Below are 23,727 nucleotides of genomic sequence, written 5' to 3'. Positions count from 1 at the left end.
TACTTTGGTTGAGATCATCAATATTCGGTTTTTAAAATTTTACTTGAGAAAATCCTCAATTTGGGGATAAGTCAAAGTACGATAGCGATTGCGAGGCTTGAATCTCAGTTTACCTATCTTTGTTGAAAATCTGTCAAAAGTTGTCTTGCAAGGCAGTGGGGTTGAAGAAGAAATCTTCAAGGTGAATGTGCGATCGCTCTACAGGACTTTACCCTACGAATATCTGCTCTACAATCCCAAAATCTCTCGCCGTAATGATGGACGATTGCGCGATCACGATTTAAAAAATACCAGCACATTGAAATCATGTCAGGCGATCGCAACGGCTTTTGAACTCTCCTAACACTGAACTTAAGAAACTCCTTGACAAAAGGGCGAAAACCAAAACCGAACGACACCAGCAGCGCAAAGCTGAATTATCTCGTCGTTATGAAATTGACGTAACTTCACAACCCTACGGTAATCATGATTCGGTTTGCCTATTCGCGGTTTTTCTAATGGTAGTAACGATTTTAACCTCTCCCACTGCTCGTTACTTAAGTCTCCTCAGTTGATCATAACTATATAGCGATCGCCTTTTTCTAAGTATATGACGAGGCAAGAAAACACGCCCTAGACCAGCAAAGATATCTTAGAAATTAATTTTTTAAGACAATTTAATCTTTGGAAGTCCCTAATTATTCTTAAGCGTAGGGTATTTTTTGAATTAGCCAGGAATCTTCGACAAAATAGAAGCTTGTTTTTATTTGTACAGAGTATAAAAAAGCTATCAAATATCTAGCTGAAATGATAATATTTTCTGAAATCCATTTCTGTGCCTTTGTAGTTTTATGAGTGTATCCCACTAATAAGATTCTTTTAATCGAGATATAAATAGTAGCAAGGTTAATGAATGCATCAAAATATACTTTTTGTCGTTCCTGATGAATGGTTAGACGACGGTATTTGCGTTGATACCAAGCAAAACAACGTTCCTATTGAAATCTTGAAACGGCGATTTTAATAGGTCTACCTCTATTTTTCTTGGTTTTCCATACCTGTTTTGGTATTTGGGATCGAATACCCCGGTGACGTTACATAGGGCAGCACGTTTTTATGAGTGAATCGTAACCTTTCTCAGCAGCAAATACCTGAAATTTTTTACCTGGTCTGCCACGTTCTAAAGTTTCTTGATAAAACTATTTTCTGTATTAGTTAAAAAGGTGAGTAATTGCTGTGAATTAGAGTTCTTTGCTTGTCTCCCTATGATGGTCGCACAATGATTTAAAAATAGTCATCTTTTTCATAAAAATGATTAAAACATGCTCTACATGTTTCTGGAATTTAATACTAGCTTTAAAATTTATCAGAATTTTAGGAGTGTTACTTGCTTTTTCCCAGAGTAGTGCCTTGGCTAATATCTTAGCTCATCCTGTGGAAAATGTTAGTAGTTCAAGTTTAAATTTCAACATTAAGAGCCACGCTTTGTCAGGAACTCGTCTGTTGACAAGCCAGCACCAATTTCGTCAGATGCCAGTATTCACAACAGGCTTATCAAACTTGAAGCAACTAACATTAGAGCCAATTTTGTCTCAGGTTCTTGACTCAGAGCCAAAACAGCCAATCCCAATCCCACAGCCACGACCAGAACCTGCCCTTGAACTTCCTCTTAAAAAATTTCCCTCTTCTGAAAAACACTTAGACCTTCCTCAAAGTATCATCGTTAGCAAATTCGAGTTTGATGGGAATACGGCCTTTAGCGACGAAAAGTTAACTAAAGTTACTGCCCAATTCACCAAGCGATCGCTAACCTTTGTAGAATTACTACAAGTTGAAGCTACTATCACCAAACTTTATACCGATGCGGGGTATATCAATTGTGGTGCTGTGATTCCGGCTGGTCAAACCTTATCTCAACGGGGATCTGTCGTCAAAGTCCAGATTATTGAAGGAGGACTAGAAGAAATTGCGGTGATCGGTACACGACGGTTGAACTCGAACTATATCCGCAGCAGATTAGCCATTGCCACAGCTAGACCCCTAAATCAAAAGCGCTTGCTGTCAGCTTTACAACTATTGCAACTTGACCCTCTAATTCAGAATATATCAGCCGAATTGTCTGCTGGGTCGCGTCCGGAATTAAGTTTACTAACAGTCAAGGTAGTAGAAGCTGACTCCTTTGATACAGAATTTTTTATAGATAATGGTCGTGCGCCTAGTGTTGGCAGCTTACGACGCGGTGTCCGCATTAACGAAGGAAATTTATTCGGTTTTGGGGATGCCTTCAATCTGGAATATATCAATACTGATGGTAGCAACGCCTTTGACTTGCGCTACAACATACCTGTTAATCCTCGTAATGGCACAATTACCCTTAGAGGTGGATTGACGAGTGTTGAAATTGTCGAACCACCCTTTGACCGCATAGATATCATTGGTAATGCTAATTATTTCGAGTTAGGCTTCCGTCAACCTTTAATCTTATCTCCCAATAGAGAATTTGCTGTGGGTCTATCTGTGTTACGACAAGAAAGCAAATCTCAAGTGCAAGGTTTTCCCCTAGTGTCAGCAGGTGCTAACGAACAGGGAGAAACCCGCATCTTTGCCTTACAATTCTTCCAAGAATATCAGCAGCGTAATTCTCAACAAGCCTTAGCCCTACGCTCTCAATTTAACCTTGGTTTAGATATCTTCAATGCTACCGTCAACAATGACCCTCCTGATAGTCGGTTTTTTTCTTGGCGGGGACAAGGACAATACGTGCGACTTTTAGCACCACAAACTTTACTGGTGCTCCGTTCTGACCTGCAATTGTCAACCCGTGCCCTTGTGCCTTTAGAGCAATTTGGGCTGGGCGGTCTGCGTAGTGTTCGGGGTTATCGACAGGATATTCTCTTGACAGATAACGGCTTTTTAGCATCAGCAGAAGTGCAATTACCAGTACTGCGGGTAGAAAAGGTCAAAGGAGTTTTGCAAGTAGTGCCGTTTATTGATTTTGGTGTGGGTTGGAATAATTCTGGGAATTCAGACCAAAATACTAATACCTTGACTAATACCTTGGTAGGGTTGGGATTGGGTTTACAGTGGCAAATGGGCGATCGCCTGAATGCTCGTCTTGATTATGGGATTCCATTAACAGATATTCAAGACACAGGCAGGACTTTACAGGAAAACGGTCTTTATTTCTCAATAGTTGCGAGTCCTTTCTAAAAATTTTTGTCAAAAAATCTCTGATTAGCAAAGGTTTAGGAGTCAAAAGTTATGCAATACGTTAAGCGATCGCTCCTCTTCAACACTTTACTTCTATCTATAGGGGTGAATTTTGTGTTGGCTTTATTGTCTTGTAGTGCTCTCTGTCCAGCAAAAGCACAAATCACACCTGATGGAACTCTAGGCGATAAAAGTTCAGTTGTAGTGCCAGACAATTTTAAAGGCAGTCCTATCGACAGAATTAATGGGGGAGTAATTCAAGGAGCCAACCTATTCCACAGCTTCAAAGAATTTAACGTTGGTGAAAAACCAGCCTATTTTACAAATCCAGGAGGAATTACGAATATTTTGACTAGGGTGACAGGAAGTAATGCCTCGAATATTCTAGGAACTCTGGGGGTTTTAGGCCCAGCCAATCTGTTTTTGATTAATCCTAAAGGAATTGTCTTTGGCCCCAATGCTCGTTTGGATATGGGAGGATCATTTGTAGCTTCTACCGCAGATAGCCTAGTGTTTGATAATGGTTTTGAGTTTAGTGCCACGAACCCGCAAGCACCACTTTTAACTGTAAATATCCCTGTGGGATTGCGATTTAGAGATGCTTCAGGAAAGATTATCAATCGCTCTCAAGCTACTGTTGATGGTATTTCGATAGGTCTACAGATACCACCAGAAAAAACTTTGGCTCTTATAGGCGGTAATGTTGACCTAGAGGGCGGTTGGCTCATAGACCCTGATGTCCAGATTGAAATTGCAAGTGTTGGTGATAGCAGTCTGGTCAATTTCATCAATAGCAATACTGGCTATAACTTTGACTATTCTGGCGTTGAAAACTTCCAAGATATTCTTCTATCAGGTCAAGCTATTGTTAATATCAATGGCAACGGTAGCGGCAGTATCCGGATGCAGGGTAGAAACGTTACTTTCAAGGATGAATCGAGGCTGTTTGCCGATAATTTAGGAAGTCAAGATGGCAGAGGAATCCTTATCCAAGCAGAGCAGCTAACCCTTGAGAATGCCTCAATTAGTGCGGATGCACGTGGGTTAGGGCAAGGTGGAAATATAAATATTGAAACTCAAGATTTGCTAGTTCAGAATGGAGCGAGAATATCTACCGCAACTTTTGGCGGTGGAAATGGTGGCACAGTCAAGATTAATGCTACAGATTCAGTAGTGATTCAAGGAGAATCTCAATCTCAACAAGGGTTCTTTAGTGGTGTACAGAGTGTAGTGGCAGGAGGGGCTTTGGGGGATGCAGGTGGAGTTGAGATTAACACAGCCTCCTTTTTGCTGAAAGATGGTGCCAGATTAGATACTACAACTTTTGGAGGTGGAGATGGTGGCACAGTGAAGATTGATGCCACAGATTCAGTAGTGATTGAAGGAGAATCTAGACAAGGGTTATTTAGTGGTGTTCTGAACGTAGTAGCAGGAGGGGCTGTGGGAGATGCAGGTGGAGTTGAGATTAACACAGCCTCCTTCTTGCTTAAAGATGGTGCCAGGCTATCTACCACGACTTATGGGGATGGAAATGGTGGCACAGTGAAGATTAATGCCACAGATTCGGTGGTAATTCAAGGAGAATCTAAGCGCCAAGAACGCCTTAGTGGAATAGAAAGCGTAGTGGCAGGAGGGGCTTTGGGGGATGCAGGTGGAGTTGAGATTAACACAGCCTCCTTCTTGCTGAAAGATGGTGCCAGATTAGATACTACAACTTATGGAACTGGAAATGGTGGCACAGTCAAGATTGATGCTAAAGATTCGGTGGTGATTCAAGGAGAATCTCAAAAAGGGTTATTCAGTGGTGTACTGAGCCTAGCGGCAGGAGGGGCTTCGGGGAATGCAGGTGAAGTTGAGATTAACACAGCCTCCTTTTTGCTCAAAGATGGTAATAGGCTATCTACCACGACTTTTGGAGATGGCAAGGGTGGCACAGTGAAGATTAATGCCACAGATTCAGTCGTAATGGAAGGAGAATCTAGCCGTCAAGAACGCCTTAGTGGAATAGAAAGCGTAGTGGGAGGAGGGGCTTTGGGGAATGCAGGTGAAATTGATATCGATACAACCTCCTTCTTGCTTAAAGATGGGGCTTTCCTGACTGCCAGTACTTCAGGAACGGGAAATGCTGGCAAGGTGACAATTAAAGCTACTGACTCAGTAATGTTTGAAGGCAAATTTATTCAGGGAAATTTTGGTCTCGGTGTCGGTGGTGTATCCACCATAGTAGAATCAGGAGCTTTAGGAAATGCAGGTGCAATTGATATCGATACAACCTCTTTCACTCTCAAAGATGGAGCTTTCCTAGCTACCAGTACTTTCGGAGAGAGTGACGCAGGTAATATCACAGTTACTACGAACACATCTGAAATTACTTCAGGTGGGCGATTGCTTTCCACAACCACAGGCAACAGGGCAGCAGGTAATATCTTTCTACAAGTCGAAGACAGTATAAGTTTGGCTAACGAAAATAGTGGTATATTCGCTAACACCGAGGCAGGGTCTACTGGCAGAGGCGGTAATATTTTCATGGATACCCAAACTACCCTGATTCAAAATGGTGCAAAACTCTCTGTCAATAGTCAGGGAAGTGGAGCTGGAGGTGATATATCTGTGCAAGCCAATTCTTTGACTTTGGATGAAGGAACGATCTCAGCCGAAACCGCTAAAGAAAGAGGCGGTAATATCAGCCTAGAGGTAGCAGATTTATTGCTGATGCAAGGCGACAGCAAAATTACTACTAGTGCAGGCACTGAAAGCCAACCAGGGGCAATTGGTACTGGCGGGAACATTAAGATTAACACCCAATTTCTAGTTGCACCACCTGCAAAACCAAAGGGTAGTGATATAACCGCCAATGCAACTTATGGTGACGGTGGTCGTGTTGATATCACAGCTACTGGGATCTTTGGAATTGAATATCGGGACAAGCCCAGGGATTTTTTAAATGACATCACTGCTAGTTCAGAGTTTGGTGGCAATCCGGGAGTGGTGAATATCAATCAGGTGATTGATCCCAGCCGGAATTTAGTGGAATTACCTGCAAATATTGTCGATCCCAATGACCAAATCGCCCAAAATCCTTGTAGTAAAGGTGTTGGTAGTGAATTCACGATCACAGGACGTGGTGGATTACCTCCTAGTCCCAACGAAGATTTGAGCCCAGAAGCTACTCAGGTTGGTTTAGTTGAACCAGTCTCAATCGTCAGTAATGTAAAACCACCACAGAAAACCTCCTCCAGCCAGAATTCAAAATCCCAAATCCCCAGCCGGATTGTGCCGACTCAAGGATGGGTATTCAACAATCAAGGTGAAGTAGTTCTCACCGCCTACAATCCCAACGTCACAGAAATTCATCGCCTACCTAAAAATTTAAATAGTTGTCCTGGACGATGAGACGCAGGAAAAAAGGTTAATAAAATAGGCATTTTTTAAATAACTTGACATAATAAATAAAATATGCATCAAAAAAAGCAGAGAGGGCGATGTCTACGACGGGCTACGCCTACGCTCAAACCGAGATTTTTCTCGCAAATTAGCCGTTATAAACCGAGTGATTTTATAATCCCTAGACTCTATAGTAGTCAAGTGCGATCGCTAATCTTAGCAGTTCTGTTATTTTTCTTGTCTGTAGGAGGAGTGCTGGTTACTACCCAAGTTTGGGCATCAACTGCGATCGTCCAAACTCAACAAGAGCTTTTAGAACTAGTAAAACAAGGCAAATCGCTTTACCAAAACAGACAATTTGAGTCAGCCCTAAGGGTTTGGGAACAGGCTGCTGCGGCTTTTGCAGCACGAGAGGATAAACTCAACCAGGCAATGGCCTTGAGCAATCTTGCCCTGACATCTCAACAACTCGGTAGGTGGGAGCAAGCTAAAAAAGCGATCGCTACCAGCTTAAATATCCTACAAACACAGCCAAAAACACCAGAGCGCTCGCAAATCCTCAGTTCTACACTAGACATCCAAGGACAGTTGCAACTAGCAGTAGGAGAATCAGAAGCAGCCCTAGCAACTTGGCAACAAGCGGCTGAAATTTATCAAAATCTCGGCAATCAAAATGGTGCAATTAAAAGCCAGATTAACCAAACTCAAGCCATGCAAGACTTGGGTCTTTACCCAAGAGCTTGCAAGACTTTACTAAAAACTTTAGAGCTTGATCATCAAAACTGCCAGATCACAAAAGAAGAACTGCAAACCTTGAAAGAACGATTTGTCAACAAGGGAAATTTCTCTTCTTTAAATATCCTGGCTTTGCGTAGTCTCGGCAATGTTTTACGAGTTGTTAATCAACTTGAACAATCGCAAATGGTCTTGTCCACAGCTGGGCAATTAGCTCAACAATCAGGAGATTCACAAAATTTCGCTGCTACTTACCTGAGTTTAGGCAATACAGCCCGGTCTTTGGGCAATAGAAAAATACAGTTAGAAACACCAAGGCAACAAACGATACTACTCACACAGTCTCTAGACTGCATCCAAGCAGCTAGTACAGCCAATGCTACCCAATTATATCAACAGGCAACTAGTTGCTATCGGCAAGCTGAATCATCTACCTCATCAGACATCAAAATACAAGCTCAATTGAATAGATTTAGCCTCTTGGTACAAACTCAACAATGGTCTGAAGTACCAATTTTGCTATCTGAAATCACGTCTAACTTTAATGACTTACCTATTAGTCATCCGACTGTCTATGCTCACATCAAATTTGCTCAAAGTTTAATGTGTCTGCAATCAAGACTGAGTGAAAACTCATCAAATGCTTTATCCCCGATTCTGCAACTGTGTAATTTTGTCAAGAATACACCTACGAGCACTGGTGTTAAAACTCTTGAATCCTTAAAAATTCCTTCATGGGCAGAAATTGGGGAAATTTTACAAACCGCCCTCAACCAAGCTCAACAATTGGGAAACAAGCAAGCCGAAGCCGATGCTCGTGGTTATCTAGGAGGAGTTTACCAGCAAATGGGAAAATTGGCAGAGGCACGACAATTAACTGAACAAGCTTTACAGCAGAAATCTGCTTTTAATGATTCCAGTATTACCTATCTTTGGCAGTGGCAGCTAGGACGGATTTACCAAACTCAACAAGATCAAAAAAGCGCACTTAAAGCATACACCTTAGCCTATGAAACTCTTCAGTCTTTGCGTAAGGACTTGGTTGGTATTAATCCAGAACTTCAATTTACTTTTCGTGATAGTGTAGAACCAGTCTATCGAGAGCTGGTCAATTTGCTCTTGCAACCCCTTGCTTCTCAACAAATAAACCAAACGGAGATTAATCAGGAGAATCTCAAACTTGCTCGTGATGTTATAGAAGCACTCCAATTAGCAGAACTGACCAACTTTTTTCGAGAAGCTTGTGTAACCAGCCAACCCCAACCAATCGACCAATTAGATCCAAATGCTGCGGTCATCTATTCGATTATTTTGCCCGATCGCCTTGCTGTCATCTTGTCTCGACCTCAAAAGCCTTTAAAATACTACGCAACACCTCTGAAGCCTAATTCCCAGCTAGGAGAAGTTGGGGAGGTCGAGCGTGTCTATAATGATATGTTTGCTGGCTTCACCCCGATCATCTATAGTTCTGACTTAGATTCACTTCGTGCACAACAAATTTTTTATGACTGGTTAATCCGTCCAATTGAAGCAGAACTGGAAAAGGATGACATTAAAACTTTGGTGTTTGTACTAGATGGAGTTTTACGTGGAGTGCCCATGTCGGCACTTTATGATAGTCACAAGGGGAAATATCTAATTGAAAAATATAACCTGGCGTTGAGTCCGGGGTTGCAGCTGTTGTATTCACCTTCGCTTTCCCCAAACAAATTGCAAACTTTAGTGGGAGGTTTGGCTGAGGCTAGTCAAGGGTTTTCCAAACTACCGGGAGTGGAAGAGGAAGTTCGAGAGATTACAAAGATAGTTCCTACAGAAGTTCTTTTAAACCAAGAATTTACCCGTAGTCGCCTAAAAGTTCAAATTAACAATGTACCTTTCCCCATTGTTCACTTAGCAACCCACGGTCAGTTTTCTTCCCAGGCTGAGAATACTTTTTTGTTGACTTGGGATGGTCGGATTAATGTTAAAGAATTAGACCAATTATTGCAAGCACGCGATCGCCCTGGTCGAAGTCCTTTGGAATTGTTAATTTTGAGTGCTTGCCAAACTGCCACAGGTGATAATCGAGCGGTTCTAGGACTAGCAGGGGTGGCGGTGCGTTCTGGGGCACGTAGTACATTAGCAACGCTTTGGTCAGTAGAAGATGAATCTACAGTTGAGCTGATGAACAGGTTCTATTCAAAATTGAACCAACCTGGAGTCACTAAAGCTGAGGCACTTCGTCAAGCTCAGTTGTTCCTGTTGCGATCGCCAAATTATCGTCGTCCTTACTACTGGGCACCATTTGTCTTAGTAGGTAATTGGTTGTGAACAGCAAGTATTAAATAGACATATCCGTGAATTAACCTCAAAGCCTTCTAAATCAAGGGTCAAAACCTAATTTCCAGATATATCTAATTTTCCCGTTTTGGCACGGTGATGCCCGGTTCAAAATTGGTATTAGTTTTAGTGAAAGCGATCTGATGTTTCAGTGCCAAGTATCCATGTTAAGGAAGCTTTCGGAGAAAATGATTTTTAAAAATAAGTTAATTAAACGATTTTACCTGATTCCCATACTGATTTTTTGTGGGGTAGTATTTATCTTTTGGTGGCAGGATTTTTGGCAAACACAGCAACTATTAATTACACCTAGTGAATCAAAAGAAAATATTGCACTTCATGAACCAATACAGCCAATTCCGCTTCAGTTAGAACTTAATAAAAGCAAAGTTAAACTGGGGGATAAACTATTTCATGAGCCTCGGTTATCTGGTGACAATAAGATTTCTTGTGCTAGCTGCCACAATTTTAATATAGGTGGCACAGATCGATTAGTGCGTTCTATTGGGATTCAAAAGCAATTGAGTTTTGTTAATTCACCAACGGTATTTAATAGTGGGTTTAATTTTAAGCAGTTTTGGGATGGACGGGCTGAAACATTAGAAGCTCAAGTTGAGGAAGTAATATTATCAAGGCGTGTAATGGGGGGGGGGAGTTGGTTAGAAGTTATTAATAAGCTCAAGCAGTTTCCTAAATATGACTCCTGGTTTAGAGAATTATACCCAGATGGAATTACTAGCGATAATATTAAGGATGCGATCGCTACGTTTGAACGCTCTCTATATACTCCTAATTCACGCTTCGACCAATATCTACACGGCAATAAAAACGCCATAACTAAAGAAGAAAAACAAGGGTATAGTCGCTTTAAATCTTATGGCTGTATTAGCTGCCATCAAGGTATGCTGCTCGGTGGTAATATGTTTCAAACCTTTGGGCTGTTTGAGGATTATTTTAGCGATCGCGGTAAAGTAACCAAAGCTGATTTTGGACGATTCAATGTTACAGGGGATGAGCGCGATCGCTATGCTTTTAAGGTTCCCAGTTTGCGGAACGTTGTTTTAACATCTCCTTACTTTCACGATGGCTCTGCTGAAACACTCGAAGAAGCAATTAAAGTTATGGCTAAATATCAGTTGGGTCGCCAGCTTCCCCAAACAGATATTGCTCTCATTATTAAATTCCTTATAACCTTAACAGGAGAGTACCAGGGAAAGCCATTATGAAACATGTCCAATTGCAAAGAGTCTCTATTGCATTGGCTGCCATTCTCATCTTGGCTTTTCTGATAAGTAAAAGCCTGTCCATTGATTTTAACCAACACCAGATATACCGTAGCGCTATAGTCGAGTTGCAGGAAAAAGATGCCACTTTCAATCAAGATATTCTTAAATTTAGATATGAACTGTTCAACTCCTACGATTCATTAGTTAATAGTTTAACTGCTCAAAAAAAGATTCAACAACAGATGCAAGAACTTCCCAGTTTCATGAATGGAAAAGAGCAGAAACAAATCCATAAACTACTTGCAAAGCAAGCAGAATTACTTCAGCGAAAAGAAAATTTAAGCGAACGATTCAAATCTCAGAATGCTACACTGAAAAACTCTCTACGTTACCTTCCAACACTGATAGCTGAAATTAAAGAACCAGCCTCTGATGAAAAATGGTTTGTGCCGTTAAAAACCACTCTTAACAACCTACTATATGATATTCTGCTCTACAATCTCACAGCTAGTGAAGAACTAAAACCGCTGATCAAAACACAGATAAGGAAGCTATCCCAGATTAAAGACGAGTATAAAGTTAGTGAGAAACAATTCTCAATTAACTTGACAATTTCTCACACTATAATTATTCTCAAGAACAAACCTCAAGTGGACGAGCTAACCAATCAAATTCTAAATATTCCCATAGCACAGCATGCCAAAACTCTAGAAACTGCTTATGATTATTCCTATCAAAAAGCAATTAAAATCGTCAATATTTATCGTCTGTTTGCCTACGGTTGGTCTTTAGTCCTGCTTGGTAGCATTTTCTATCTAATCATCAAGAAATTCTCTGAAGCTAATCACAAAATAACAGTCCTAAATGAACGCCTCAAAGCTGAAAATCTCCGGATGGGTGCAGAACTAGAAATTACGAGTCAGTTGCAACAAATGCTCCTGCCCAAAGATCACGAACTCAGCCAGATTCTGGGACTAGAAATTGCTGGGTTTATGGAACCTGCTGATAAGGTTGGTGGCGACTACTACGACGTACTCGCTAACAATGAGGCAGCCAAAATTGGCATTGGCGATGTCACCGGACATGGATTAGAAAGTGTGGTGCTGATGCTAATGGTACAAACTGCCATTAGAACACTTCAGGAAAGTAATGAGACTGATCCAGTGAGATTCATGGATGTACTCAACCGCACGATTTACAAGAATGTCGAGCGCATGAATACCGATAAAAATCTGACGCTGGCGTTACTCGACTACCACCAAGGTCAACTCAACATTAGCGGACAGCATGAAGAGATGGTGGTAGTGCGAGCGTCAGGGGAAGTAGAACGAGTAGAGACAATGGATCTCGGTTTTCCAATTGGGCTGGACTCGGAGATTGCTGACTTCATCGCCCAAGAGCAGGTGCAGTTGCTCTCTGGAGATGTAGTAGTGCTTTACACCGATGGTATTACGGAAGCGGAAGACATCAATGGAGTCCAATACAGCATAGAGCGGTTGTGTAAGGTGGTTAAGTACTACCGACAAAGAAGCGCCACCGAGATTAATGAAGCAGTGATTCGGGATTTACGGCAGTATATTGGCGCACAAAAGGTGTTTGATGACATCACTTTACTGGTACTCAAACAAAAATAGACGAACAGAGCAGGTGGGGAACTGTGTTTTAAGGTATATCTTTGCCAAAACAGCCAAGATATACCTCAAAAAGTAGGGTATCATACAGCAGATTGCAGGTAAATAAGGTACGATTATAGGAGTATGCATCAGTAAAAATCTGGTATTTTTGGATGAAATAGGTGTTTTGTTGGGATTAAGACCTAGCAATGCCCGTTCGCGGAGCGTCTCGTAGAGAAGCCCTTATGGACAAAGAGTATATGACCTAAAACCGTTTTACAAAAGAGCGAAAGTTACGGTAATTGGAGCCATTAGCCTAGACCGAGTTTTAGCAGTTAATGACTTTCAACAGATCGATGGGTGAAAACCATGAGTAAAGTTCTTATTGAAAAATGTTTACGAACTGAATTATGGCCGGGTGCTGTGGTTGTTATGAATAATATCCCAGCCTACAAGGTCGCTGCAATAGAACCTCTAATTCAATCGGTCGGCGCTCGTGTTCCAAATTTGTCACCATATTCTCCGGATTTTAATCCTATCAAGCATTGGTGGTCACAACTAAAAGCTTTTTTACTTCAGTTCTCTCCCAACCACAAAAACTGATTGGTTATATTTTAATTGCGACTGCACACCAGAAAGATTAATCCCAAGCATTTAAAAAACTGGTTTGCACCTTGCTGTAACTGTAGCTCATAAACCTGCAATTTCCTGTATGATGTCCGGACAATGAACCATAATATAACAAATTTGTAAATTGCTTTATTTTAAAGCAAAAATTTCAGCAAAAAAATATGCAAAAAGAACAAATAAAAAATAAATCAGTAGAGCAACTGCGGGTAGAAATAGAAAGTCTCAAGCAAGAACTCCTCAATCAGGAAAATGAAAAGTCGGATTTAGAAATATTGCTAGAAACTACTACCGAACACTTTACTAATATTGAAGCTGAACTACATAACACAAATGAACAGATGAGTAGATACTTGCAGCAAGTCTATTCTATTACTAACGCTGCTGCTGCCGTTGAAGCAGGAACGTTTCAATCTCATACATTAGATGAAGTAGCAAATCGCAGTGACGAGCTGGGACGACTGGCGCGCGTATTCCAACGAATGACTGAACAAATAAAGGCTCGTGAGGAAAAATTAAAACAACAAGTTGAACAACTCCGAATTGAGATCGAGCTCAACCAACGTCTCAACGCTGAAAATAGCAGCATGGCAGCAAAACTGGAAGTTACCCGTGAATTGCAACAGATGCTCCTGCCTAAAGAGCAAGAACTTCGTCAAATTGCTGGTTTGGAAATTTCAGGGTTTATGGAATCTGCTGATGAGATGGGCGGCGACTACTACGACGTGCTGAACCATGAGGGTCTCGTCAAGATCGGTATTGGTGATGTCAGCGGACACGGTTTAGAGAGCGGCGTGTTGATGCTTATGGTGCAAACTGCTGTGCGTACCCTACTGACGAGCAATGAAACTGACTCCACTAAATTCTTAAACGTACTCAACCGGACAATTTACGACAATGTGCAGCGAATGAGGTCTGATAAAAACGTGACCCTAGCCTTGCTGGACTACCAGGAAGGCAGACTGCGTTTATCGGGGCAACATGAAGAGATGATTGTGGTGCGCTCTGGTGGACACGTACAGCAGATAGACACGGTAGATTTAGGATTTCCCCTTGGGTTGCAAGCAGACATTGCTGTGTTCGTGGCTCAAACGGAAGTGCAGTTACATTCAGGGGATGTAGTAGTACTCTACACCGATGGCATCATCGAAGCAGAAGACATACTCGGCAGACAGTATGGGTTAGAGCGGCTGTGTGAGTTAGTCAAACTCAATTGGCGTCACTCAGCTGATAAAATCAGGCAGACCGTAATTGACGATGTAAAGCGGCATATTGGTAAGCAAAAAGTCTACGATGACATCACGATGCTTGTATTGAAGCAGAAATAGGTGGCGAATGAGGATTTGTTGAGTATGACGAAAATATTTGGAGACTTCATTGACGAGTTGCTTGAGAGTAAGGAATACTTGGAAATCGTATTTTCGCCTGCCTCCGTCCCACTCAAGCAGCGCTGGCGAACCAATGGGTTGTCGGCTGATTTTATGGCTGATTACTTTGCAGTCTTCTTTACTAAAAGTGACACTGAAGCGGAGATAAAGAGTGCTGTTAGCTTTATTGCTAACGAGTTGTTAGAAAATGCCATGAAGTTTAAAGACGAGACATCAGACTATTTCATCAGCGTTTCGCTCAAACTGTATGAGGATAGACTTGTGTTTCTTACAATTAACAGTGTCAATCCCCAAGCAGTCGGAAAATTTCAAACATTCATCCAGGAGTTAGTGACCTGTGACCCAGGTGAGTTGTATATCCGTCAGTTAGAAAAGAATGCGGAAGATGAGACACACACCGCCTCTGGATTGGGCTTTTTGACAATGATCAACGATTATCTGACCAAAATAGGCTGGAAATTTGAGACCGTCCAAAAGGAACCAGAAGTCATCATTGTAAGCACAATGGTGCAGTTAATAATATAAACTACCTGGCGACCACGAATATCTAAGAGGCTTTAGGTGAATGGAGATTAAAACCGAAGATTACAACATCTGGTACGACGCAGCAGCTAAAGCTGTGATTTTTCAAGGTTCATTACGGTTAGGTGGAATGGAAGAATATGCACCTATTGTGCAGTTGCTAGATAATGTGGTTGTTGAACAACCGTTAACTTTAACACTGAACCTACGGGAATTGAAATTCCTTAATAGTTCAGGAATTAATGTGCTGTCGAAGTTCGTTATTAAGGTGCGACAGCAAAAAAATATGCAGCTAATGGTACAAGGCTCCACAAATATTTACTGGCAAGGCAAGTCATTGAAGAACTTGCAACGTTTGATGCCCAGTTTAGAACTGGAATGGGAATAGAGAGACTTTCGGATTTGGGATCACAGAGAATTGCAACGTTAGTCATTGGCAAAAATGAGCAGTGGAAGCAGGAAATTAACCTCATGCTAAAAACTAATCAGAACTTTGTAAGTAGGGGTTGCTGAAAAAGAAAAAGAAGCTCACAGTATATAGATTATCTGACCAAAGAAAAACTTTCAGCTAGTTGCTTTGATGGATATGTGTTTTTAGACCATATTAGTTGGGATAACTTTAATGAATCAGGAGATTTAAAAGCACAAGTCGAAGCCTTTAAAAACTATACTGGTTATTATCCCGAATCTGTTCATGTTGATCAAATTTATCGCACACTCTTAGAACCTGGGTAGAGTGATGGCGAAACTTTCTCATACTTTTCAAACAGCAATTGCTATTACTTTTTTAGTAATGAATCTTTCTATTCACCTGTTACGGATTTTTTGTGCCTTTTTATGTCTATTTTTCCAAAATAGACCTTTTTTAGAGATTGATATAATTTAATGTTATGCTTTTACAAGCTATAGACAACAAAAACCTATCTTTGACCTTGCTTAAATAACTAGTCACCCCTTAAGATTGCTTTTTTATGACTTTTTCAGCAAACCCTACTTAGCGCTCTTTCATCACTCTCACCAGAGAATAAAACAATAATCCTTACTACACAACACTTTCAGGCAAAAGAGATAATTTTACCCATAATATTAGAAAATAAAGCTTCAAGCCCAGTTTCTGTGGTTTGTTTGGAAGTTGGCTGAAATTTTTCTTTTACCAGAGTGATGGAAGAGGGTTAGGACTTAGTTAATGGCTCCCTCGGTTCTGCTGAACTAATTGTTGCAGGAGAAGACTCTTCCGTTCCAAAACCCTCCGGGCAAAGTTCGTAACCCGATACAATAGGGCTTCAAATGTATCTACATCAATAGCCAAGATGTGTGTTTCTGGGACTGTGACCACTATTGTGGCATCTTGCTTAGTACGAGCCAAAATCTCCATTTCATTCAGTATTTGACCAGGTAGTAAGCTTTCAATAATTACCTTTCCGTCATCTAGGTTGACCTGAAGTTGGGCTTCTCCTTTGATGAGTAACAAAAGTTCCTTACCTTTTTTACCCTGCTCAATCACAACTTCATTAGCATTGTATACCTTGACTTGAGCCTGGTAAGCAAGCTCCACCAGGTTTTCAGTCTTCAGGCTGCTGAACAAGTCGCTACCCAATAGGTACAGTAGTTTTTCAATGGTGCTAAGGGCAGCATGGGTAGTGCCGGGTTGAGCTTCCTGCTTCAGCAACATTTGGGCAGTTTCCCGCACCAGAGCCTTCACCGTTAGCTTGGAGTCGAGCAATTGCTGCGCCAACTCCTGGCTGCGTTGAACATCTAGTTGAGAAATCATATAGAGACTAACTGTCTGGGTCAGTGAGTCTGGCTCTTGGAGCAGCACTTCCAAATGGCTCACAATTACTGCTGGCTCTATCTGAGGTATGGTATCAGTTGCTACGTTGCTCTGTTGAATCAACTGTGAAATTACCTTTAAACTGAAGCGCTTCTGCCATTGGGATGTCTCATCCTCAAGCAATGGCAACACATTCGACGCTAGGCGACCGAGAGTAAGAGCAATGCGGGTAGCTTCAGTACCGTGCTCTAAGCTTTTGAGAATTTCCAGCACACCCTTGGCAATCAGTCGTTGTTTTTGCTGCACAGTTGATTGCAATAAAGTCCAAGCTGCTGCTTTATCTGGTAGTAGGGGCTGTCTCAAAGCTTGGTAGCGTTCAAACAACTCCTGTAGCTGGTTTAAAAGGATATCAGATCTACGGAGCAAGTCTGCTTCCTCGTCAAGGCTCGCTTGGATTTTTTCTTCCTCTTCCAGGGTAATGGCGTACTCTCGTCTTAGCGATCGCACAGCCTGAGAATCTTTCGGCAGTACGTCCTGAATGGACTTTTTCTTTTGCACCACTTTTAATAGCTCTCGCCCTAGTCCTTTAGCAGTCCGCCGTCGCTTATTGCCCACCATATTTGCGATCTGGTCGCGATAGCTTTGCAAGCGCACCTGATCTTCTCGGGTTCGCTGCTTGCTGGGGTCGAGCAAGTCTGGGTCTTCAACCCCCAGTTCTGTCAAGACTGTCAGATGTTCCTTGTCGCTAATATCTAGTTGTTGGCGCATCTGCTGTAGCATTTCCAAGCTGTTGGAGGAGTTCGAGTATCCCTCTTCTAGCACTTCCTGTAGCACTCCTTTATAAGCCTGGAGTCGTCTTTCTTCCGTAAAACCAGGGAGGATTTTCGCCAGCACATAGACCTCATTCGGATTGAGAGAGTCCAAAGAACGTCCCTCAAGAAATCGAGAGACATCGACATGGAGCTTACTGAGCTGCTTGCGAAGACGACTGGCAAGGCTTTCCTGTGAGTACAGTTCTGGGCTACTTTTCCAGGTTTGGTAAAACCAAAGGGTGCTAACCACTACCAGCAAGACTTCGTAAGAGTATCGCAACCACACGGGCAGCAGATTAATATTTGGACGGGCCCCAAACGCATAGAAGATATTGAAGACGATGAAGGTGCAGAGGGTAAAAATCCGGTGCTGAATCTGCTCTTTACTCAGGGATTGGTTTGTTCGTAGCAAGTAGTTTTTGTAACTTTTCTCCAGCTTACATCCTAGAAAATAGCTACCCCAGGCAAAAAAACCCAAAGTTAAAGGCACTGCTACTAGCTTTGGAATTGGAATCGGGTTGTTAAACAGGTAAAACCCAGGACTTAGAAGGGTAGTAAGTTGATTTGCCTCGTGAGTCCAGGAGCCAGAGAAGTAGTAATCCCAATTGCCTGCGTAGAGGTAGTAGTAATAGTAGAAGCTGATGACTAGTCCAATGTAGCCGTAGTAGAGCAACTTTTGGTCAGGTTTGGTAATGCCATCCCAGTAAGACCGCTCAGCGTCAATGTCCATACAGGGGCTTTGACAGGCAACACAGGCGCTCTGTTCCTTACCCTCCTGGTTAACAATACGGCACGTGGATTGGGTGATGGTTTGTCGGTCGCCCTCATGAGCTTTGCTTGTCAGCAGTCCCCTCGGTTCAGCGTAGATTTTCTGCACTGGAGCCATTGGACAGAAATATTGACACCACGATTTACCACCATAGAGGTAGCCTACAGCGATCGCTGAGAAAATTGTGAAGATTAAAAAAATACCCAGTGCCAAACGATCAGAGTTGACAAAGAGTAACCGAATGCACAGACCAAGATAAAATAAACCAAACTGTAGGTATAAATAGTTGCGACCAAGCCAGGAATTTTTTTTGACTTTGGCTAACTCATAGGAAGTTTTTCCGCTTTTGGGATCGACTCGCCGATGCTGTCGCTGCCATCCTAGCGCACGAGGAATTTGAGACAGAAATGACAGGGGACAAATGCGTCGCCAAAGTTCATGCCCAAAAACTAGAAGAATAAAAATTGCAGCGGGAACGATCATTGTCCAGAATACTCGTGCTCCCAGAGCATAGGGTGTTTGTTCCAGGCAAACTCCCTGCACCTTAATGCAGACCTCTGGATGAATGCGTAAAGGACTCAGTGTATTGTTGGGGTCAGTTAGCCAAGGTGAGATAGGGTCATAAAACATAGAAAAAATCAGGAGCAGCCAAGCACAGGTTAGCAGCCACCTGACCGTATGCATTTGCCTTTCTGGAGTCTTTGCAAACATAATTAGAGCGAGGTTAATCTATATTTATTGTGAAAATGTAGTTTGAGACTATAACAAAGAATAGGTTGACTTTGAGCGAGTTATAATCCGAGATTGCGCTTCGTTTTGGGGTAACATTCTCCTCGAAACAAAGCTACTACAATTTATTTGATGAGCCAGGTAAAAGTTGGAAGAAAACTCAAGCGAATAATCCCAAACACGATCCAGAATTAATTACATCAAAAAAATGTGTGCTGTTGTCACGACGAGCTAAAAGAGAGTCTAGAATGATATTTGTAAGCTTATTCAACCTCTACCCACTATGTTTATACTAAGTTGTGAATAATACAATAGGAAAAAGTCAGATGTTTGTTAATTAATTAGGAATCCGAAAAAATTGAAAATAGGTAAAATTCAGGTAAAGTCAGTTAATGAATGAAAAATGGTATAATTCTTCTCTAGGAATGCTAGATAATAAATTATTTATATGTTATGTCTGTATGATGAACTTCAAGCTAAATATGTTGGAAAATGGAAAATGTAAAGGACAGCCTTGATGACACCAGCTAAGTCAAACTTTGAATATCAAATCGGAGATAGTTTTGAAAGTAGCGCTGCTAGCTATTGTCAATGCGTAAGTTCTATATAAGTTTTTAGAATTTGAGCTAACATAATTCTAATAAATCGCTTTATTAATACTTAAACCTTGAGCAAAAATTCCGGAGGAAAACTATGCAAAAAGTACACATACAAAATAAATCAGTAGAGCAACTGCTGGTAGAAATAGAAGGTCTCAAGCAAAAACTCCTTGTTCGGGAAAATGAAAAGTCAGATTTAGAAATATTGCTTGAAACTACTACTGAACACTCTACTAATATTGAAGCTGAACTACATAACACAAATGAACAGATGAGTAGATACTTGCAGCAAGTCTATTCTATTACTAACGCTGCTGCTGCCGTTGAAGCAGGAACGTTTCAATCTCATACCCTAGATGAAGTAGCAAATCGCAGTGACGAGCTGGGACAGCTGGCACGCGTATTCCAACGAATGACTGAACAAATAAAGACTCGTGAGGAAAAATTAAAACAGCAAGTTGAACAACTCCGAATTGAAATCGATCAGTTTAAACGAATGCAGCAGGTGTCTGAGATTACCAAAACCGATTCTTTCCAGCAATTGAAACAGAAAGTCAAACAGCTTAGAAAGTAGGGCTGTTTGATTAGACCTCTTGCACGAATCAAGAAAACAAAGCAAGTTCATATAATAGGACTTACGCAAAAACCCTCTCAAACTCTCATTTCTCCGTGACGCGCCAGTTGCTTCAAGTCGGGGAACCCGACGACAGTCGCCTCAAGTCGGGAAACCCGCCCACGGCGCTGTCTCCCCAACGCACTGGCTTCTCTGTGGTTCGTTTTCCGTTACCTGTGCGTAAGTCCTATATAAGTCTTAACTGGGATTAAAAACACGCTTTAGCACTGATGACGGCGACTGCTCTATTTCCAATGCTGAATACTCCTTATTCACGAGGGCTGTAACCCTTATTTTTACGTTCATTTCCACGCATTTTGTGGTTTACTGTTAGTTGAGGTGTGACAGTTATGGGTGCGGAAGGTGGGTTTCAATAGTGCTTCACTAATGCGATTTCTATTGCAAATACAAAGCTTTCAGAATGTGGGTTAAATAATACTTCTGTACTATAAAATGGCGATCGCATTCTGCCAATTGCGTAAGTCCTGTATTTTTTGGAAGTCCCTTGCGCCATGCTGTACTAGCAACTTGGGTTCTTTCGCAACAACACAGCCTCTCAATATCGGCCCCTATTAACCTGATTTTAACCAATATTTTCATACTTACTAGTACGCCACGGCGTAAATAGAGCAATCATTTAAAACCCCTAAAAAGCCCATTCCATAATACTTTTGAACGCCAGTTGCTTCAAGTCGGCAGAGCCGACGACAGTCGCCTCAAGTCGGGAAACCCGCCCACGGCGCTGTCTCCCCAACGCACTGGCTCCTTTTGAATGCGTGACTTTTGACTTCCGCCTTGCGCTACTAGGCTACTTCAGCCTACAAATACCTGATTTTTCCCTATTGCACTATTCAGAATTTAATAGGAACCTAAATTATATAAATAACGCGATGTGGGACTTAATATTCTGTAACAAGTTTGTCAAACTCTTATAGGGTAACAATTATGGCGATTAAGCCAGAAACAATATGAGCTAAAATCTTGCGATTGAGACGACTAGTAAGATGCTAGATATCTCTGCCAGGAATCTTCTTTATATGAAATCTATCAACAAGTTGACTAATAACTGTTTCAATTTGGTGACGAAAACGTTGCATCAACCGAACTAAATATTGGTGACGATAAAACACGGAGACGCTATGGCTAAAATTGTATCTGTTCACTCGTTTCGGGGTGGAACTGGCAAATCAAATACAACTAGCAACTTAGCTACAACGATTGCCTCCTACGGCAATCGAGTGGGTATTGTTGATACTGACATTCAGTCACCAGGGGTACATGCCCTTTTTGGCTTGGATGAGGAAAAGATAGACTACGCCCTGAATGACTACTTGTGGGGTAACTGCGCGATCAAGGAAGCTGCTTACGATGTCAGCCAAATTCTACAGACAGAACAAGGTCGGGCAGCTGCACCCAACAGCGCTCTTTACCTAGTTCCTTCCAGCATTAAGGCAACTGAAATCGCCCAAATCTTAAATGAAGGGTATGACGTTGAGCTACTCAATGATGGTTTCCAGGAACTGATCCATAGTTTGAAGCTGGACTACCTATTCATTGACACTCATCCCGGCATCAATGAAGAGACTCTCCTCTCAATTGCTATGTCTCATATACTGGTGCTAATCCTGCGTCCAGATACTCAAGATTACCAGGGTACGGCTGTGGCTATTGACATCGCTCGTGAACTTGAGGTTCCTAATATGCTGTTAGTGGTTAATAAAGTCCTAACGAAATTTGATTTTGAAGCCCTACGGCAAAAAATACAAAAAGCCTATAACGTGCCAGTTGCTGGTGTCTTCCCCCTGTGCGAAGAGATGGTTGAACTTGCTAGTAGCGATATTTTTTGCCTGCAATACCCAAAGCATCCTTGGACTCAAGAGATCAATAAGGTTGCGGGGCAAATTCTGAGCTAAAGCACAAAATGCAAGTGTTATACATCTGTTAATTTCTCAAGCCTCTAAATAAAGAGGATAAATGCGTTTTACCATGACCGAAATTATGTTCTAAGTTGTAACCTTTGGTTTTAAGCGTATTGTTATTTTCGTTCTCAACCTTCCATCCAGAACTACCAGCAAATTGTTCTCAAAACAGCGAAACCCATCTACTGGAGTTGGTGTAGACGATCGCTCTTATAAAATAAATTGACGGGCGCGATTTTCTCTAGGGCAAACGCATCTAAATATTGACAAGCCACCCTAAGGGTGGAATTCACCAAAACCCCGTTCAGACATGACTTTGAGGAATTAAATCTTCACGGTTATAGTAATGACAATCATTATGAGGGGGAAGTTAGAGGCAGCAGACGGCTACCAGATTTGATGATATTGACGCAAGAATTATTAAAAGCGATCGCAAGCGAACGAGCTACAATAACTCCAGATATGCTTTTAACTAACACATTTCATAACCCTTATATAGCAAGGCTTTGAGCCAAACAAAAAAATGTATTTGTTTCATTCGTTGCTAGCGGCGAAAAACGCGGCTAGTCGGGCGCTCACATCTTACATCAAGCCCAAACGACTGAAAGTCGCGGCTACACAAACTCTCGTCCGCCTGCGCGGACTAACGAAAAATCAAGTGTTTTGAAGCTTGTGGAGGCAGGATTTGTTCTCTTAGCCGCGATTTTAATCGTTAGGTGCAAGATGTCAGTATTTGCTTAAAGAATTTAAATTTGGGGACTTCCAAAAAATAAAATATACATTTAATAAGAATGATAATCATTACGAGGGGAGGGAGAGGCTGCCAACGGCAGCCTCTCCCTCCCCAAATTGTAGTAAATTCGATGATGATTCGATTTTTGGGTGTGCATAGATGTCAATACAACTAACGGATTCATTAAAAAAGTTATTGAAGGGAACTGCCTGACCACGACTTCCACCCGAAAACAAGCGTGACTCCTTATGGTATCTTTCTTCCAGGGCTTGACGAACTATTTTTGTATTTTACAGAATCAAAAGTAACGAGTGATTTTATCGTTGATATTTTAGGAGATTTTTGGGAATCAGAAAGTTGGCGATTTCCAGAAATAAAAACTCTGCTTATTAATCAAGATAATGGAGGAGAGAATAATTCTCGGCGCACACAATTCATGAAACGCATAGTTGAATTTTCTCAGAAATATCAGCTGAATTTACGTTTAGCTTACTACCCTCCCTATCACAGTAAATATAATCCCATCGAACGGACTTGGGCTGTACTAGAAAATTATTGGAATGGAAGCATTTTAGATGAAGTAGAAACCGCTTTAAATTTTGCTCAGAACATGACGTGGAATGGAAAACATCCTGTTGTTAAACTAGTCACTAAAACTTCTGAGCTAGGAGTTAGGCTGACTACAGAAGCTATGTTAACTCTTGAGAAGCAAATCAAGCGTTTGACTGATTCCAACTATGAATCCTTCCCAGATTTAGGGAAATGGTTTATTGATATTT

At 41.6% G+C, this 23,727-nt stretch carries 14 protein-coding genes and 5 pseudogenes; 16 read left to right on the top strand and 3 right to left on the bottom strand.

Annotated elements, in window-relative coordinates; genetic code table 11:
- The first annotated feature begins 97 nt into the window (after positions 1-97).
- From V7K56_RS33550 to V7K56_RS33500, 11 genes and pseudogenes are all read left to right on the top strand, one after another.
- On the top strand, positions 98-343 hold the full coding sequence (locus tag V7K56_RS33550; RefSeq protein ID WP_334917919.1) for a hypothetical protein: 246 nt from the start codon (positions 98-100) through the stop codon (positions 341-343).
- Positions 344-1,509: 1,166 nt separating this feature from the next.
- Positions 1,510-3,189: a ShlB/FhaC/HecB family hemolysin secretion/activation protein gene (locus tag V7K56_RS33545; RefSeq protein WP_442940365.1), complete on the top strand. Its 1,680-nt coding sequence runs from the start codon at positions 1,510-1,512 to the stop codon at positions 3,187-3,189.
- A 51-nt stretch (positions 3,190-3,240) separates the two neighbouring features.
- Positions 3,241-6,582, top strand: coding sequence for a two-partner secretion domain-containing protein (locus V7K56_RS33540; RefSeq protein WP_334917915.1), 3,342 nt, complete (start codon positions 3,241-3,243; stop codon positions 6,580-6,582).
- 63 nt (positions 6,583-6,645) lie between these two features.
- Positions 6,646-9,618 carry a CHAT domain-containing protein gene (locus V7K56_RS33535; protein WP_334917913.1) on the top strand — a complete coding sequence of 991 codons (2,973 nt, stop codon included), beginning with the start codon at positions 6,646-6,648 and terminating at the stop codon, positions 9,616-9,618.
- Positions 9,619-9,815: 197 nt separating this feature from the next.
- Positions 9,816-10,853, top strand: coding sequence for a cytochrome-c peroxidase (locus V7K56_RS33530; RefSeq protein ID WP_334917911.1), 1,038 nt, complete (start codon positions 9,816-9,818; stop codon positions 10,851-10,853).
- Positions 10,850-12,487 (top strand): DAHL domain-containing protein, encoded by a 1,638-nt coding sequence (locus V7K56_RS33525; protein WP_334917909.1) that lies wholly within the window; start codon positions 10,850-10,852, stop codon positions 12,485-12,487. The genes V7K56_RS33530 and V7K56_RS33525 overlap by 4 nt, the downstream gene beginning before the upstream one ends.
- Before the next feature lie 348 nt (positions 12,488-12,835).
- A complete protein-coding gene (locus tag V7K56_RS33520) occupies positions 12,836-13,069 on the top strand; it encodes a transposase (RefSeq protein WP_334917908.1) in 234 nt (77 codons plus the stop codon).
- A gap of 188 nt (positions 13,070-13,257) precedes the next feature.
- A complete protein-coding gene (locus V7K56_RS33515) occupies positions 13,258-14,421 on the top strand; it encodes a PP2C family protein-serine/threonine phosphatase (RefSeq protein WP_334917907.1) in 1,164 nt (387 codons plus the stop codon).
- Between the two features lie 24 nt (positions 14,422-14,445).
- Positions 14,446-15,006: a DUF6272 family protein gene (locus tag V7K56_RS33510; RefSeq protein WP_334917906.1), complete on the top strand. Its 561-nt coding sequence runs from the start codon at positions 14,446-14,448 to the stop codon at positions 15,004-15,006.
- Positions 15,007-15,046: 40 nt separating this feature from the next.
- On the top strand, positions 15,047-15,391 hold the full coding sequence (locus tag V7K56_RS33505) for a slr1659 superfamily regulator (RefSeq protein ID WP_334917904.1): 345 nt from the start codon (positions 15,047-15,049) through the stop codon (positions 15,389-15,391).
- Positions 15,392-15,561: 170 nt separating this feature from the next.
- Positions 15,562-15,889: pseudogene (locus tag V7K56_RS33500) on the top strand (IS5/IS1182 family transposase); the annotation flags it as partial.
- Between the two features lie 297 nt (positions 15,890-16,186).
- On the opposite strand, the gene V7K56_RS33495 reads toward V7K56_RS33500, so the two are convergent.
- Entirely contained in the window at positions 16,187-19,039 is a 2,853-nt protein-coding gene (locus V7K56_RS33495; RefSeq protein ID WP_334917902.1) for a cyclic nucleotide-binding domain-containing protein, read from the bottom strand.
- 80 nt (positions 19,040-19,119) lie between these two features.
- Between V7K56_RS33495 and V7K56_RS33490 the strand changes: the two are divergent.
- Both V7K56_RS33490 and V7K56_RS33485 read left to right on the top strand, forming a co-directional pair.
- Positions 19,120-19,344: pseudogene (locus V7K56_RS33490) on the top strand (helix-turn-helix domain-containing protein); the annotation flags it as partial.
- A gap of 433 nt (positions 19,345-19,777) precedes the next feature.
- Positions 19,778-20,257 (top strand): HAMP domain-containing protein, encoded by a 480-nt coding sequence (locus V7K56_RS33485; protein WP_334917900.1) that lies wholly within the window; start codon positions 19,778-19,780, stop codon positions 20,255-20,257.
- Positions 20,258-21,195: 938 nt separating this feature from the next.
- Here the strand turns inward: V7K56_RS33485 and V7K56_RS33480 are convergent.
- Positions 21,196-21,417, bottom strand: a pseudogene (locus V7K56_RS33480) (IS982 family transposase); the annotation flags it as partial.
- 18 nt (positions 21,418-21,435) lie between these two features.
- Between V7K56_RS33480 and V7K56_RS33475 the strand changes: the two are divergent.
- Positions 21,436-22,209, top strand: coding sequence for a MinD/ParA family ATP-binding protein (locus tag V7K56_RS33475; RefSeq protein ID WP_334917898.1), 774 nt, complete (start codon positions 21,436-21,438; stop codon positions 22,207-22,209).
- Positions 22,210-22,246: 37 nt separating this feature from the next.
- Here V7K56_RS33475 and V7K56_RS37360 read toward each other — a convergent pair.
- Positions 22,247-22,369 (bottom strand): annotated as a pseudogene (locus tag V7K56_RS37360) (ISNCY-like element ISAtsp9 family transposase); the annotation flags it as partial.
- A gap of 128 nt (positions 22,370-22,497) precedes the next feature.
- Between V7K56_RS37360 and V7K56_RS33470 the strand changes: the two are divergent.
- Both V7K56_RS33470 and V7K56_RS33465 read left to right on the top strand, forming a co-directional pair.
- Positions 22,498-22,725: a hypothetical protein gene (locus tag V7K56_RS33470; protein ID WP_334917896.1), complete on the top strand. Its 228-nt coding sequence runs from the start codon at positions 22,498-22,500 to the stop codon at positions 22,723-22,725.
- A gap of 425 nt (positions 22,726-23,150) precedes the next feature.
- Positions 23,151-23,727: pseudogene (locus V7K56_RS33465) on the top strand (ISAzo13-like element transposase-related protein); the annotation flags it as partial.

This window comes from Nostoc sp., from assembly GCF_036917535.1.
In the GTDB taxonomy this organism is placed as follows: domain Bacteria; phylum Cyanobacteriota; class Cyanobacteriia; order Cyanobacteriales; family Nostocaceae; genus Nostoc.
This window is presented reverse-complemented; position numbering and strand designations above follow the sequence as displayed.

Excerpts from the sequence above, each read along its gene's own strand:
- V7K56_RS33515 (WP_334917907.1), top strand. The coding sequence starts at position 13,258 with ATGCAAAAAGAACAAATAAAAAATAAATCAGTAGAGCAACTGCGGGTA.
- V7K56_RS33510 (WP_334917906.1), top strand. The coding sequence starts at position 14,446 with ATGACGAAAATATTTGGAGACTTCATTGACGAGTTGCTTGAGAGTAAG.
- V7K56_RS33535 (WP_334917913.1), top strand. The coding sequence starts at position 6,646 with ATGCATCAAAAAAAGCAGAGAGGGCGATGTCTACGACGGGCTACGCCT.
- V7K56_RS33545 (WP_442940365.1), top strand. The coding sequence starts at position 1,510 with ATGCCAGTATTCACAACAGGCTTATCAAACTTGAAGCAACTAACATTA.
- V7K56_RS33485 (WP_334917900.1), top strand. The coding sequence starts at position 19,778 with ATGCAAAAAGTACACATACAAAATAAATCAGTAGAGCAACTGCTGGTA.
- V7K56_RS33475 (WP_334917898.1), top strand. The coding sequence starts at position 21,436 with ATGGCTAAAATTGTATCTGTTCACTCGTTTCGGGGTGGAACTGGCAAA.
- V7K56_RS33495 (WP_334917902.1), bottom strand. The coding sequence starts at position 19,039 with ATGCATACGGTCAGGTGGCTGCTAACCTGTGCTTGGCTGCTCCTGATT.
- V7K56_RS33530 (WP_334917911.1), top strand. The coding sequence starts at position 9,816 with ATGATTTTTAAAAATAAGTTAATTAAACGATTTTACCTGATTCCCATA.
- V7K56_RS33540 (WP_334917915.1), top strand. The coding sequence starts at position 3,241 with ATGCAATACGTTAAGCGATCGCTCCTCTTCAACACTTTACTTCTATCT.
- V7K56_RS33505 (WP_334917904.1), top strand. The coding sequence starts at position 15,047 with ATGGAGATTAAAACCGAAGATTACAACATCTGGTACGACGCAGCAGCT.
- V7K56_RS33525 (WP_334917909.1), top strand. The coding sequence starts at position 10,850 with ATGAAACATGTCCAATTGCAAAGAGTCTCTATTGCATTGGCTGCCATT.
- V7K56_RS33520 (WP_334917908.1), top strand. The coding sequence starts at position 12,836 with ATGAGTAAAGTTCTTATTGAAAAATGTTTACGAACTGAATTATGGCCG.